Annotated in this window: 14 protein-coding genes and 1 riboswitch; of the genes, 7 read left to right on the top strand and 7 right to left on the bottom strand. The window is 62.5% G+C overall.

What is annotated here, in order from left to right; translation table 11 throughout:
• Positions 1-64 precede the first annotated feature (64 nt).
• Positions 65-2,152 carry a S9 family peptidase gene (locus ACOJSJ_RS13210; protein WP_420145439.1) on the top strand — a complete coding sequence of 696 codons (2,088 nt, stop codon included), beginning with the start codon at positions 65-67 and terminating at the stop codon, positions 2,150-2,152.
• Entirely contained in the window at positions 2,152-2,547 is a 396-nt protein-coding gene (locus tag ACOJSJ_RS13205; protein WP_420145438.1) for an acyl-CoA thioesterase, read from the top strand. Before ACOJSJ_RS13210 ends, ACOJSJ_RS13205 begins: the two co-directional genes overlap by 1 nt.
• Positions 2,548-2,553: 6 nt before the next feature.
• On the opposite strand, the gene ACOJSJ_RS13200 is transcribed toward ACOJSJ_RS13205, so the two are convergent.
• Complete coding sequence (locus ACOJSJ_RS13200; protein WP_420145437.1) at positions 2,554-4,398, bottom strand: ABCB family ABC transporter ATP-binding protein/permease; 1,845 nt, start codon at positions 4,396-4,398, stop codon at positions 2,554-2,556.
• A gap of 293 nt (positions 4,399-4,691) precedes the next feature.
• Here ACOJSJ_RS13200 and ACOJSJ_RS13195 point away from each other — a divergent pair, with 293 nt between their 5' ends.
• A complete protein-coding gene (locus ACOJSJ_RS13195; protein ID WP_420145436.1) occupies positions 4,692-5,126 on the top strand; it encodes a hypothetical protein in 435 nt (144 codons plus the stop codon).
• On the opposite strand, the gene ACOJSJ_RS13190 is transcribed toward ACOJSJ_RS13195, so the two are convergent.
• Positions 5,093-5,242: a hypothetical protein gene (locus ACOJSJ_RS13190; RefSeq protein ID WP_420145435.1), complete on the bottom strand. Its 150-nt coding sequence runs from the start codon at positions 5,240-5,242 to the stop codon at positions 5,093-5,095. The genes ACOJSJ_RS13195 and ACOJSJ_RS13190 overlap by 34 nt on opposite strands.
• A 122-nt stretch (positions 5,243-5,364) precedes the next feature.
• Here ACOJSJ_RS13190 and ACOJSJ_RS13185 point away from each other — a divergent pair, with 122 nt between their 5' ends.
• Positions 5,365-6,078, top strand: a complete 714-nt coding sequence (locus ACOJSJ_RS13185; protein ID WP_420145434.1) for a DUF6891 domain-containing protein — start codon at positions 5,365-5,367, stop codon at positions 6,076-6,078.
• Positions 6,079-6,087: 9 nt separating this feature from the next.
• Here ACOJSJ_RS13185 and ACOJSJ_RS13180 read toward each other — a convergent pair whose 3' ends face one another.
• The 3 genes from ACOJSJ_RS13180 to thiC all read right to left on the bottom strand — a co-directional run bounded on the left by ACOJSJ_RS13180 (position 6,088) and on the right by thiC (position 9,273).
• On the bottom strand, positions 6,088-6,477 hold the full coding sequence (locus ACOJSJ_RS13180; protein ID WP_420145433.1) for a type II toxin-antitoxin system death-on-curing family toxin: 390 nt from the start codon (positions 6,475-6,477) through the stop codon (positions 6,088-6,090).
• Complete coding sequence (locus ACOJSJ_RS13175) at positions 6,477-6,704, bottom strand: AbrB/MazE/SpoVT family DNA-binding domain-containing protein (RefSeq protein ID WP_420145458.1); 228 nt, start codon at positions 6,702-6,704, stop codon at positions 6,477-6,479. The genes ACOJSJ_RS13180 and ACOJSJ_RS13175 overlap by 1 nt, the downstream gene beginning before the upstream one ends.
• A gap of 634 nt (positions 6,705-7,338) precedes the next feature.
• A complete protein-coding gene (gene thiC / locus ACOJSJ_RS13170; protein WP_420145432.1) occupies positions 7,339-9,273 on the bottom strand; it encodes a phosphomethylpyrimidine synthase ThiC in 1,935 nt (644 codons plus the stop codon).
• A gap of 43 nt (positions 9,274-9,316) precedes the next feature.
• Positions 9,317-9,427, bottom strand: a riboswitch (TPP riboswitch).
• Between the two features lie 38 nt (positions 9,428-9,465).
• Here thiC and ACOJSJ_RS13165 point away from each other — a divergent pair.
• Positions 9,466-9,762 carry a hypothetical protein gene (locus tag ACOJSJ_RS13165; RefSeq protein ID WP_420145457.1) on the top strand — a complete coding sequence of 99 codons (297 nt, stop codon included), beginning with the start codon at positions 9,466-9,468 and terminating at the stop codon, positions 9,760-9,762.
• Complete coding sequence (locus ACOJSJ_RS13160; RefSeq protein ID WP_420145431.1) at positions 9,759-11,870, top strand: prolyl oligopeptidase family serine peptidase; 2,112 nt, start codon at positions 9,759-9,761, stop codon at positions 11,868-11,870. The genes ACOJSJ_RS13165 and ACOJSJ_RS13160 overlap by 4 nt, the downstream gene beginning before the upstream one ends.
• A 266-nt stretch (positions 11,871-12,136) precedes the next feature.
• Here the strand turns inward: ACOJSJ_RS13160 and ACOJSJ_RS13155 are convergent, their stop codons facing one another.
• Positions 12,137-12,955 carry a TorF family putative porin gene (locus tag ACOJSJ_RS13155; RefSeq protein WP_420145430.1) on the bottom strand — a complete coding sequence of 273 codons (819 nt, stop codon included), beginning with the start codon at positions 12,953-12,955 and terminating at the stop codon, positions 12,137-12,139.
• A gap of 115 nt (positions 12,956-13,070) precedes the next feature.
• On the bottom strand, positions 13,071-13,508 hold the full coding sequence (locus tag ACOJSJ_RS13150; protein WP_420145429.1) for a hypothetical protein: 438 nt from the start codon (positions 13,506-13,508) through the stop codon (positions 13,071-13,073).
• Positions 13,509-13,746: 238 nt separating this feature from the next.
• On the opposite strand from ACOJSJ_RS13150, the gene ACOJSJ_RS13145 reads away from it, so the two are divergent.
• Positions 13,747-13,971, top strand: a complete 225-nt coding sequence (locus tag ACOJSJ_RS13145; RefSeq protein ID WP_420145428.1) for a hypothetical protein — start codon at positions 13,747-13,749, stop codon at positions 13,969-13,971.
• Positions 13,972-14,007 lie beyond the last annotated feature (36 nt).

The raw sequence follows: 14,007 nt of genomic DNA, 5'->3' as shown, positions 1-14,007 counted from the left end.
CGACAACATAGAGGGGTGCGCGTGCTTATTCCAGCGCCGCTCCCGTCTGGACCATGGATAGTTAATGACCGATCAAAGCCTGCCCGCCACCCAGCCTGCCATGACCAAGGCCCCCGTTGCCGAGCGCCGCGCGCACAGCTTCACCCATCATGGCATCACGGTGGACGATCCCTATGCATGGCTGCGCGATCCGGGCTATCCCGATGTGAAGGACAAGGATGTCCTTGCCTATCTGGAAGCGGAAAATGGCTGGTTCGAAGCGGCGATGGCGCCGCACCGGCCTCTGCTCGACACACTGTTTGCGGAAATGAAGGGGCGGATCAAGGAAGACGACCAGTCGGTGCCGCAAAGGGATGGCGACTATATCTACTGGCGTGCCTTCGAAACCGGAGCGCAATATCGCAAATGGTATCGCAGGCCGGTCGCAGGCGGCGACGATCAGCTGATCCTGGACGAACCGGCGCTGGCGGAGGGGCATGAGTATTTCCGGCTGGGCGCCATGTCGGTCAGCCCGGACGGCCGCTATCTTGCCTATGCCATCGACACCAACGGGTCGGAACGGTTCGAGGCGCGGATCAAGGATCTGTTTTCGGGCGAAATCCTGCCCGAAATCATTCCCGATACGCTGTCGTCGCTGGTATGGACGTCGGACAGTAAGGGGCTGCTCTATGGCATCGCCAACGAAAACTGGCGGACGGACAATGCGCGGCTGCACTGGCTGGGCCAGAGCGTCGATAGCGACGTCGAGCTGTTCCATGAGGATGATGAGGGGTTCCGCGTTTCCATTGGCCTCACCTCATCGGAAAAATGGATCGTCATCGCGACCGGCGACCATGTGACCAGCGAAGCCTGGCTGGTGCCCGCCGACGAGCCGACCGCGGCGGCGCTGCTGGTGGCAAAGCGCCAGCCGGGTCGCGAATATGATGTCGATGAACATGACGGCACACTCTACATCCGGACCAACGATACCCATCCCAATTTCCGGCTGGTGACGGCCACGCTGGACGCGCCGGATCAGTGGGCGGAGGCGATTGCGGCGGACGCCCATTTCTACCTGACCGACTTCACCCTGTTCAAGGGCTTCTACGTCACCGAAGGGCGGCTGGATGGCCTGGATCAGATCGAGCTGCGCGATTATGCGACCCATCAGCCAAAGCGCATTCCCTTCCCCGAAGCCAGCTATTCGGCGTCGCTGGACGACAATCCCGAATATGACGTGACGAAGCTGCGCATCGGTTATGAATCGATGGTCACGCCCGACACCATCTATGATTATCATCTGGATACGGGCGAACTGGAGGTTCTGAAGGTTCAGGACATCCCGTCGGGCTATGACGCCAGCCATTATGCCAGCGAGCGGTTGATGATCGCGGCGCGGGACGGGACGCAGATCCCGGTGTCGATCGTCTATCCCAGGGACTTCCCCCGCGACGGCAGCGCACCGCTGCACCTGTATGGCTATGGCGCCTATGGGCTGGCGATGGACCCCGGATTTTCGACCAGCCGCCTGTCGCTGCTGGACCGGGGTTTTGCCTTTGCCATCGCCCATATTCGCGGCGGCGACGATCTGGGCCAGCAATGGTATCTGGACGGGAAGCTGGACAAGCGCACCAACACCTTCACCGACTTCGTCGATGTGGCGAAGGGGCTGATCGACCTAGGCTATACAGCCAAGGGCCGGATCAGCATTTCGGGCGGGTCGGCGGGCGGCGAGCTGATGGGCGCGGTCATCAATTCCGATCCCGACCTGTGGGGCGCAGTGGTGGCGCATGTGCCGTTCGTCGACGTGCTCAACACCATGCGGGACGAAACATTGCCGCTGACGCCGGGCGTATGGCCCGATTGGGGCAATCCTATCGAGGATGAAGCCGCGTTCCATACGATCCGGAGTTATGACCCCTATACCCATGTCCGCGCGCAGGATTACCCGCCGCTGATGGTGACGGCAGGCCTCAACGACCCGCGCGTCACCTATTGGGAACCGGCGAAATGGGTGGCGAAGCTGCGCGCGACCAAGACCGACGGCAACGTCCTGCTGCTCAAGACCAATATGGGCGCGGGCCATGGCGGCAAGTCGGGACGCTTTGAAAGCCTGCACGAAACGGCGGAGGAATTCGCCTTCATCCTGTGGCAATTGCAGGTCGTCAACTGATGGCGGCCAGCTTCACCAAGCAGATCGTGGCCCAGCCGGAGCATATCGACGAGCTGGGCCATGTGAACAACGCAGTGTGGGTCCAGTGGATGGAGCAGCTGTCGGTAGAGCATTGGCGGCAGGATGCGGACCCCGCCCATGTCGATGCCTATATCTGGGTCGTGACCCGGCATGAGGTCGATTATCGCGGCAATGTAGTCGAAGGCGATGTGGTGACGGCGCGGACATGGATTCCGCAGCCGCCGCGCGGGGCACGGTTCGACCGGATGATCGAATTTGCCGGGCCGGACGGTAAGGTGAAGGTATCGGCGAAATCCACTTGGGCGATCATCGACAAGGCGACCGGCCGGATATTGCGGGTACCGGCCGAGGTGGCGGCGAATTTCGTGGATTGATGGCGGTCAGCGTCCCGCCACTTCGAACATGTCGCCGATCCCCCGTTCGGCCGGGCGGTCATCCTGTTCCGCCGCCTGCCGCGCCCACATGAGGGCATAGAGACCGTCGGCGCGGACAAGATCGGCGTGGCGGCCGCGTTCCACGATGCGGCCCTGATCCAGCACGATGATTTCGTCCGCGTCCACCACGGTCGACAGGCGGTGGGCGACGACCAGTGTCGTGCGCTTACGGCTGATGTCGCGCAGCACCGTCTGAATTTCGGTTTCGGTGCGGCTGTCGAGCGCGCTGGTCGCTTCGTCCAGCACCAGCACCGGCGGGTCTTTGAGCAAGGTGCGGGCGATCGCGACCCGCTGTTTTTCGCCGCCCGACAATTTGAGGCCCCGTTCGCCCACACGGGTGTCATAGCCCTGCGGCAGGCCCATGATGAAATCGTGGATCGACGCAGCTTTGGCCGCGGCCTCTATATCCGCCTGACTGGCGCCTTCGCGGCCATAGCCGATATTATAGCCGACCGTGTCGTTGAACAGCACCATGTCCTGCGGCACGATGCCGATGGCGGCGCGTAGCGACGATTGGGTGACGGCGGCAATCGCCTGCCCGTCGATCGACACCTGACCATCCTGAATGTCGTAGAAGCGGAACAGGATGCGCGCGATGGTGGATTTGCCCGCGCCCGATGGCCCCACGATCGCCAATGTCCTGCCCGCAGGCACGGTGAAGCTGACATCGTGCAGGATTTCGCGGGCAGGGTCATAGCCGAAGCGGACATGATCGAAACGCACTTCGCCGCCCTGCGTCCGCAGCGCGGGGGCGCCGGGCGCGTCGGCGATTTCCTGCTGCGTATCGATCAGATCATACATCGCCTCCATATCGATCAGCCCCTGGCGGATGGTGCGATAGACCATGCCGAGCAGGTCGAGCGGACGGAACAGCTGGGACAGGAGCGTGTTCACCAGCACCACGTCGCCGGTGGTGAACTGCCCCCGGCTCCAGCCCCAGACGGTATAGGCCATGGCGCCCGCCATCATCAAATTGGTGATCAGCGACTGGCCGATATTGAGCCAGGCGAGGCTGTTCTCGCTCTTTACCGCAGCCTTCATGTAACGGCGCATGGCGGCGCCATAACGGTCGGCCTCCCGCTGTTCCGCGCCGAAATATTTGACCGTTTCGAAATTCAGCAGGCTGTCGACCGCATGGGCGACGGCGCTGGTGTCCATATCCACCATGTCGCGGCGGAGCTGGTTGCGCCATTCGGTCACCAGCCGCGTGAACCAGATATAGAGCGCCACCATGGCGAGCGTCGCGACGACGATGCCCGGACCGAATTTCACGAAGAAGATGGCGCAGACCGCCAGCAGTTCCAGCACCGTTGGCGCAATGTTGAACAGCAGGAAATAGAGCATCGTGTCGATGCTCTTGGTCCCGCGCTCCACGATCTTGGTCACCGCACCGGTGCGGCGGTCGAGGTGGAAGCGCAGCGAGAGGCGATGGAGATGGACGAAGACGTCGTCGGCAAGGCGCCGACCGGCTTCCTGCCCCACTTTTTCGAAAATGGCGTTGCGCAGATTGTCGAACAGCACGCCGCCGAACCGCGCGCCGGCATAGGCCGCGACCAATGCCATGGCGAGGCCGACCGCCGGTTCCATGCCCGGCGCCATCCGGTCTATCGCCCCCTTATAGGCGAAGGGCATGGCGAGGCTGACGATCTTTGCCAGCAGGACGAGACCCATGGCGATGGCGACCCGGCGGCGCAGCGCGGCCGAGTCCGCAGGCCATAAATAGGGCAGGAAGCGGCGCAGCGTCGCCCAGACGGGCGGGATCGGCGTGGTTTCAGGTGTGGATGGGGGCATTTGACGCCTATTTAGGGGATGAAATGCGCTTATCCAATGGCCGGGCCGTTTCCGGAGCGGGCAAAGGGGGCGATTTTGCTGAACGTTCCTGCTTAACTTCGCACATTTCCCGTTGAATCGGACATTATATGTCGTGTCGGTGATCCTATTGGAAAGTCGCCGGGCAGGATTGCAACATAGCGGATGGGGTCGTTTGTAGGACAGGCGACCGCCAGCAAGCGGAACATGGCAAGGCGCGGAAAATGGCGGGCGGATCGTCTTTCGGGGCAACAGTCCTGTCCGAAAGGTCCATCATGCGTTTTGCCCTGCCCGCCGCCCTGTTGCTTGCCCTGTCCACCGGCCCCGCGCTGGCGCAGAATGCGGATGGGCCGCTGAAGGTCGAAAATTACTATCGCATCAAATGGGGCGGAATGGGCGAATTTCTGCGCGTCTATCACAAGCAGCATGAAGCGTTGCTGCGCGAGATGATGCGGCAGGGCCATATCAGCGAGGTGACGGTCGAGATGCCCTTTACCCATATGGGCGGCAGCACGCGGTGGGATGTGCGCACCACCATCGTCTACAAACATGGCGCGGACGGCGTGGGTGCGGGCGAAGCGTACAAGAAGGCGATGGCGGCGGCCAGGACGCGGATGTTCCCCGACAAGGTGGCGTTCGACGCGGAAGAGGCCAGGCGGATGGTGGTGACCGAAGATCATTGGGACGTGGTGATCGAACCCGCGCCCTGAAGACAGGCGCCCTGACCCTGGCCCAGCGCCCGTCGCCCCGCCCGACCGGACAGGATGCGCCGATCGGCATCGGGGGCGAAACGGGCCGCCATTGCATGGGAAATGCGCTGTTTCATGCATGTTCCATGCAGCCCCCCGCCGCGTCCTGAGCACGACTGGTGCAAAGCCCCTTTGACTTTGGCGCGCGGCGCGGCATGATGAGCCTGTCGCGGCGCATCGCAGGAGGCAAGGCAGGCGCATGTTCGGATCGTTGTGGAATCGGATTTTCGGACCCAGAACTGCGCGTAAAGACGAAAATTGCCTGCCCGCCCCTGCCGGAACGCCAGCCCAAAGCACATCCGCCCAAAGCACATCGGCCAGCTATGATCCCGTCGCTGCGCTGCGCGATCTGGTGCGGCGCGACGTGGCGGGCGGCTTCTTCGACGACGACGCCATCCTGACCAACGCGAACGACGTGTTCGAAGAGGAACTGCCCCGGCCGCTGTTGCGGGTGGAAGCGTCCGCCGCCCTGCGCGCCGCGCTGGCCGACCATCGCGCCGCCGAACGCGACTGGCGCGAAGCGACCGATTGCGACCGGCTGGACGCCGCCTTTGCCGCGATGGAGGCCGAAGGCATCGTCGCGCGGCAGAATTTCACCTGTTGCGGGACATGCGGCGCGACCGAAATCTGGGACGAGATCGAAACCGCGCAGGATGAAGGCATCGCGGTGGAAGGTTACGCCTTTTTCCACATGCAGGATACCGAAGCGGCCGTGGAAGGCCATGGCCTGTACCTGAACTATGGCGCGTGCGATCAGAGCGAAGACGCCGCCATCGCCATCGGCCACCGCGTCGTCGAACAGCTGGAAGCCCATGGCCTGACCGCCGCATGGGACGGCCGATGGGACCAGCGCATCGCCATCGCCATCGACTGGAAGAAGCGGCGCGGGGTTTTGGCGATCGCTGCGTCCTGACCCTGACGTTCAGAGCGAAGCGAGGTTCGAGCGGAACCAGTCGGCAAGTTCTTCCTGCGATATATCGCCTGCCGCCAGTTCCAGAAAGGCGACAACCAGTTCGGCATCGGTCGCCATCAGGGCATAGCCGTTGAGCATGAGAAAGGTTTCGCTGACGACAGCTGCTATCCGTTTGTTGCCGTCAACGAAGGGATGATTGCGAGCGAGGCCATAGGCATAGGCGGCCGCCAGTTCCGCAGCGTCGGGTTGACCATAGTTCGCCATATGCTGCGGCCGGGCCATGGCGCTTTCAAACAGCCCACGATCACGCAAAGCGTCGCCACCACCGCCATGTTCGGCGATCTGTTCAGCATGGGCAGCCTCTGCAACAGCCGGGGCAACCCAGACCCAGTCGGCCATTATTTCGCCAGTTCGCGCAAAGCCCGTTTGCGCCGCGCCATGACTTCCCGCGCCGCGGCCATCTGCGCATCGAAATCCGGTTCGGCAGCGGACAGCTCAATACCGCGCGGAGTGAGGACAACCGATAGATTGTCACCCATTTCGGCCTGAAGATGATTCAACAGATCCTTGGGCAGAATCACCCCGGCGCTGTTGCCGATCTTCGTGATTTTGAGCGGAGCGTTCATACGCCAGTTATAACATGCAGGCGCATATGATGGAATATTGTTTCTGACGAGCGTGACAACGCGACATGTAGGCGTGACTGGCCCGCCAAGACCAGCCACGCCGTTTCAGAGATCGCGGTCTAGCCGCAACACGTTGTTCATCGAACGTGACGGCAAACCAAATAACATAGACCTTCTGAATTTGAAATATGCCTACGTAATTCACCAACGTGATGAACTACATTTTCAATCAGTCTATGTTGGGAAGCACGGTATTGCAGAAAAAAACAATTACGATACTAAAACGGTCTCGGAAGTCGGACCAACGACTTCCGAGACCGTGAGGCAGTCGCCTACCTCGTGCGTGGTTACGCGAGGCTGGATCATAATGCCCTCACTCCAGAGGTCAATGCGCGCGACCGAGCATTGATCTCGAAATGAAGGAAGACACATGACCAAGCCTATTGGAACGACTGCGCGCACCGGCGAAACCTGCCCGGAATCCGGCATCTGGAAACCAGCGAACGGGGCAACGACAGCGCCCATCGCGAAAGGCAATCGCATGCCTCCCTATAATGGTGCAGCGACGGTCTGGACGTTGATCCAGCACGCATAGAAACGACCGGGGCGGGCTGAACGCCTGCCCCGGACATCATCAATCATGTTCCCGCCCGCCAGCGCCCATATAGAGTTCGCTGCCGGTTTCGCGGAAGAGGCGGCTCATGTCTTCCATGCCCTTAAGCGCGGCGGCCCTGCTGGCTTCGGCCACTTCCGCGCCGGTCAGGCCTGCTTCCAGGAAGCCGTCGGCGGGCTGGTTCTTCTTTGCAGCAAAGTCTCGCACTTCCTGCGTGATCTTCATCGAGCAGAATTTGGGGCCGCACATGGAGCAGAAATGCGCGCTTTTCGCGCCTTCGGCCGGCAGGGTCTGGTCATGATATTGTTCCGCCGTGTCGGGATCGAGCGACAGGTTGAACTGGTCGCGCCAGCGAAATTCGAAGCGCGCGCGCGATAGCGCGTCGTCGCGGACCTGGGCGGCGGGATGCCCCTTGGCCAGATCGGCAGCGTGGGCCGCGAGTTTGTAGGTGACGACGCCGACCTTCACATCGTCGCGGTCGGGCAGGCCCAGATGTTCCTTGGGCGTGACATAGCAGAGCATCGCCGTGCCGTACCAGCCGATCTGCGCCGCGCCGATGCCGCTGGTGATATGGTCGTAACCCGGCGCGATGTCGGTGGTGAGCGGCCCCAGCGTGTAGAAGGGCGCTTCGCCGCAGACCTGCAGCTGCTTTTCCATATTTTCCCTGATCTTGTGCATGGGCACATGGCCCGGCCCTTCGATCATGACCTGAACATCCTGCTTCCATGCGCGGTGGGTCAGTTCGCCCAGCGTGTAGAGTTCGCTGAACTGCGCTTCGTCATTGGCGTCGGCGATAGAGCCGGGACGCAGGCCGTCGCCCAGCGAATAGGCGATGTCATAGGCCTTCATGATCTCCGTGATTTCGTCGAAATGTTCGTAGAGGAAGCTCTCGCGATGATGGGCGAGGCACCATTTCGCCATGATGGAGCCGCCGCGCGACACGATGCCGGTGACGCGCTTTGCCGCCATGGGGATATAGGCGAGGCGCACGCCCGCATGGATGGTGAAATAATCGACGCCCTGTTCGGCCTGTTCGATGAGGGTGTCGCGGAAAATGTCCCAGTTGAGATCTTCGGCGATGCCGCCGACCTTTTCCAGCGCCTGATAGATGGGGACGGTGCCGATCGGGACGGGGGAGTTGCGGAGAATCCATTCGCGGGTGTCGTGGATGTTGCGGCCGGTCGACAGGTCCATCACCGTGTCGGCGCCCCAGCGGATCGACCAGACCAGCTTGTCCACTTCGGCCGCGACGTCCGATGCGACCGCGCTGTTGCCGATATTGGCGTTGATCTTGACCAGGAAATTGCGGCCGATCGCCATCGGTTCGGATTCGGGGTGGTTGATGTTGGACGGGATGATGGCGCGGCCACGGGCCACTTCGTCGCGGACGAATTCGGGCGTCACATAGTCGGGAATGGAGGCCCCCCAGCTTTCACCGTCGCGGACATATTCCTTCAGACGCGCGCGGCCCAGATTTTCGCGTTCCGCGACATATTCCATTTCCGGCGTGACGATGCCGCGACGGGCATAGTGCATCTGGCTGACATTGGCGCCCGGCTTCGCGCGCAAGGGGCGCTTTACGACGTTGGGAAAGGGTTCAACGCCGCCTGAACGGTCGGGGCCTTTGAGGCCATTATCCTCCGGCCGGATTTCGCGGGCGTCATATTCCTCCACATCGCCGCGGTCGCGAATCCAGTCGCGGCGCAGCTGCTGGAGGCCCGCCATGATGTCGATCGTCGCGTCGGTATCGGTATAGGGACCGGACGTGTCATAGACGCGCACCGGCGGTTCGCCGCTGCCCGGTTCCAGATGGATTTCGCGCATCGCGACCCGGCGCGGGCCGACATGAATTTTCCTCGATCCGCGAATCGGGCCGGTGGTCACGGTCATGGCGGCCTGTCGGTCGGTGAAACCCGCGGTTTCGGACATTTCGGTACGGGCGGGACGATCTGCCATCTCTACTCTCCTTTGCTGGCGGAAAGAGAGATTGCGGGCGGTATCACGGCGCGCTTACCCTCCCTACGCCGGTTTTAGCCGGATCAGGTTCAACGGGTCGCAGCCACATCAGCCGCCTCTCAACCGCTTGTGAGCGGCCCCCCGGGGATGCTGGACAGGATAGGGGCGAAGCGGCACAAGGTCCAGAGCCATATGTTCGATCATACGCCCCCCGACCTTTCCACCAGAGCCGGCCGCAAGGCCTGGCGCCATGAAATGCGCATGGTGGCGGTGCGCCCGCGCCGATGGGGGCTGTGGCTGCTGACGCTGGGGTTCCTGCTGGTGATGGCGCCCGCTGCGTTCGGCGTGCACAGCATCGGGGGATGGTCGCCCAGCCTGATCGGGGGCATCGTGATGATCGCCGCGTTGCCCCTGCTGATCGCGGGCGCCATATTGCGGCGACGATACTGGCGGGGACGGATGATGACAGACAGGGGAAACAACCCATGAAAAGGATGATGTTGCTGGTGACTGCCGCGATGCTGACCGGGGCCGGTGCGCCCCCCGCCCCTTCCGCCGCCACGACGCCGGCCGACGATCCGTTCGTGTGGCTGGAGGACTGGACCGGGCCGCGCGCCATGCAGTGGGTGGAGGCGGAGAACAAGGCGACCGTTTCCGCCTTTCAGAACGATCCGCGCTATGACGGCTATTACAAGCAAGCGCTGGCCATCGCGTCGGCCAAGGACCGGATCGCCATGCCGATGCTGATCCATGGTCGCATCTATAATTTCTGGCGCGATGCCGACCATCCGCAGGGCATATGGCGCTATACCAGCCAGGCCGATTATGCGACCGATGCGCCCCACTGGACCACGGTGCTGGACCTGGACGCGCTGTCGAAGGCGGACGGCAAGAAATGGGTGTGGAAGGGCGCGACCATCCTGGACCCCGAAGAACGCATCGCGTTGCTGAATCTGTCCGACGGGGGCGAGGATGCGGTTACGCTGCGCGAATTCGACCTGACGACCGGGCAGTTCGTGCAGGGCGGGTTCGACATTCCCAAGTCGAAACAGAATGAAGCCTGGCTGGACAAGGACACGCTGCTGATCGCGCGCGATTGGGGAGAGGGCAGCATGACGGTGTCGGGATACCCCTTTGTCGTCAAGACGCTGAAACGCGGGCAGCCCCTGTCGGCGGCGCAGGAAGTCTATCGCGGGGACAGGAGCGATCAGGTCGGGACATTCCCCATGCTGCTGTCCGACGGATCGGGCAATCGCGCGGCATTCCTGTATCGCGGCGTGACCTTTTTCGGCAACGAAACCTATCTGGTGACGGGGGATGGGGTGAAGCGGCTGCCGCTGCCCGCCAAGAGCCAGTTGCAGGGCATGGTGCAGGGTCAGGTGCTGATCCAGACCAGTCAGGCATGGGACAGCGGCGGCGTACATGTGCCGACCGGGTCGCTGGTGGCGGTGCCATTGAAGGCGCTTCAGGCGGGCGAGACCCTGAAGCCGCACATCCTGTTCGCGCCCAATGCGCGCCAGTCGATCGACGGCGTGGCGGCGACCAAGGGGCGCGTCATCCTGTCGATCAACGACAATGTCCGGGGCCGGGTGATGGTGCTGACGCCGGGACAGGACAGATGGACCAGCACGCCGGTCGCGCTGCCCGACAATGCGACCATATCGATCGCAAGCGCGACCGACAAAAGCGATGCAGCCTATCTGGCGGTGGCAGGGTTTCTGGCCCCCACGACGCTGTGGTCGATCGATGCCGCCAACCCCGCGCCGCGTCAGGTAAAGGCGATGCCCGCGCGGTTCGACGCCACCGGCCTTGTCGTCGAACAGTTCGAGGCGACATCCACCGACGGGACGAAAATCCCCTATTTCATCGTCCACAAAAAGGGCATGAAGCCGGATGGATCGACGCCCACGATCATGACCGCCTATGGCGGGTTCGAAGTGCCGATGACGCCCAGCTATGCCGCGATCACCGGCAAGCTGTGGCTGGAGCGGGGCAATAGTTTCGTGCTGGCCAACATCCGTGGCGGCGGGGAATTCGGCCCGGCCTGGCACGAAGCGGGGCTGAAGACCAAACGCCAGATCATCTATGACGATTTCGCGGCGGTGGCGCAGGACATATTCGCGCGCAAATTGTCGTCGCCCCGGCGCTTTGGCATTTATGGCGGGTCGAATGGCGGGTTGCTGATGGGCGTGGAGTTCAATCAGCATCCCGACCTGTGGAACGGCGTGGTGATTCAGGTGCCGCTGCTCGACATGATCCGGTATGAACAGATTGCGGCGGGCGCGTCATGGGTCGATGAATATGGCAGCGTGTCGGTGCCGGAGGAGAAGGCGTTTCTCCAGAAAATCTCGCCCTATGCCAATATCCGCAAGAGCGTGAAATATCCCGTTCCCTATATCTGGACCACGACCAAGGATGACCGCGTCGGGCCGCAGCATGCGCGCAAATTCGCCGCAAGGCTGAAGGATTATGGCCTGCCCTATCATTTTTACGAAGACACCGCAGGCGGCCATTCCGGCGACGCGGACATCGCACAGGGCGCGCGGCTGCAGGCGATGCAGATGGTCTATTTCAGCCAGCGGCTGGAAGGGGAATGACCGGACTTCCCCGGCCACGCAGGTGAGGACCGGGGGCATGATGGCGTAGAAGCCCGGTTGAAACGGCCCGCTCCCCCCAAATCGGGAGCGGGCCGGTGCCGTTTTGGGGCCTTTGGCGTGCCGTCATCTGTGCCGGATGACTTCAAAATGGCTGTTGTTTATCGCATTTTGCGAGTCGTCACCTGTGCCAGATGACTTCAAAATGGCTTTTGTTTGCCGCATTTTGCGAGTCGTCATCTGTGCCAGATGACTTCGAAATGCTTGGGTCAGAACGCCGCCGTCAGGGACAGGACCACCGTTCCGCCCGCGATGGAACCGGTGCCGTCCTGCCCCTTGCTGAAATTGGGCTGAAGCGGCGCGGCATCGGCACGGGAAATGTCGGTATCGACATAGGAAAGGTTGAAGGTCAGGTTTCGCCAGGTCGCGTCCATGCCCAGCGACCAGTCCCAATAGTCGCCGGTGGGCGCGACGCTGGTGCCGTTCGGGCCGAGGCCGGGATTGCCGTTCGAATGGCCGATATGGGCCTTTGCCGTGAATGGCGTGCCGGAAATCGCGGCCGCGCCATCGCCCCAGAGATAGAGATTATCCTGTTTCTGGCCGCGGCTGTCGGGATGGTTGGAAACATTGGCCAGCGCATATTGTTTTGGCGCATAGGCCGCGCCCGCCGTCAGCGTGAGCGGGCCGGTCGTTCCGCTGAGCTTCACATAGGGTTCGGCGAAATCGGTATCGTCCGCGCCGCTGGGGTACATGTACCAGACGAGGCCGACGTCCAGCGTGGCATTGTCCGACAACGCCGCCCTGTAACCGCCGATCAGGTCCAGTTCCATGTTGGCGCCGCCAAAAGTGCCCCAGCCCGAAAGATTGGACGCCCATGCCCCGGCATAAAGGCCGCTGTCATGCGTCAGCGTGACGCCGCCCTGAACGGCCATGCCCCGGTCCGATTGCGACACGCCGCGAAACCGATAGTCGGATGCGAGGGTCGCGGACCCCGACACGGTGACCGGGCCAGCCGCTTCATCCTGCGCAAAGGCGGCGGTCGGGACGAAGCCGAGCATGAACAGCGGCGCGACAAAGATTAATTTCATGATGCCCTCTTGAGAAACGCCCGGCCGCTTCGTGCGGACTGGCGAGGACGGGCAATTAGTGCAGGTCGGCATTTGATATCGAGAGGAGGTCAAAGCCGATCGCATTGTATTTTCATTATATTCCTGGTCGGCTGGCCGCTGGATGCGCCCGTGCCGCAGGCGACCAGCGGATGTGGCGATGCGACGACATGGCGCCGTCGCGGGGCGCGGCCGGGATGCCATGGGGAGAGCCGTCATCCAGCGTGGGCTTCATCGCGAACAGGGTCGATTCCAGATCGCGGGCGACGGGTATGGGGCTGGCGGCCATCCAGCGATCGGATACCGCGACCGGCGCCCACAGACCCGCGCCCACAACCGCCAGCATGAAGCCGACGCTGGCGCTGGCGAACATCAGGGCCGCGATCAGTATCTGTGCGGGCGATGCTTCACCGGGCAGGCTGGCGGCCACCACATGCTGCAACCAGATGCCATCCATCCAGGCGGAAACCAGCAGCGCCAGTCCCGCGGCCCTCAGCCCGATCCGGGCCACGCGCCTTTCATGCCATTGAGCCATGATCATCACCTCTCATCGAAAAAGAGGCATTTCAGATACGCAGCAGATCGTAGGAACTCGAGAGGAGGAAAGGCCGCTTTCCGTTGAATTTGCGTAGGAAATGCGGCGGTCCATCGCATTTTCGATTACGTCATATGGGAATCATATGCCGGTGCCGGGCCGCGCATAGGAAAATGACTATGCAAAGGGCGGCTTCTTCCTCTCGATATTCAACGCGGTCCTGGCCTATCTGCGCTGGATGACATTGCGGCCGGCCATCATCGACATTGCGGTCCGCCTGAGCGGCGCGGCGCTGCTGGCGATCGCATGCCTGATCGGGCGGGCGCAGGATGCGATCAAATCCCGGTCCTTTCCCGACGATCCGAGCCTGATCGAATGGCTGGCAACCATCGGGTGCGTCGCGGGGCTGTGTGCGGGAAGCGTGATATTGCTGTCGGGAGCGCGGCTGTTCGGGCGGCGATAGGGTCTGCATTGGCCGCGTGATGCGCAGCGTCTGCTT

This window comes from Sphingobium sp., from assembly GCF_048594625.1.
GTDB lineage: Bacteria > Pseudomonadota > Alphaproteobacteria > Sphingomonadales > Sphingomonadaceae > Sphingobium.
Note: the sequence above shows the minus strand (reverse complement) of the source record. Positions and strands in the feature narration are given on the sequence as shown.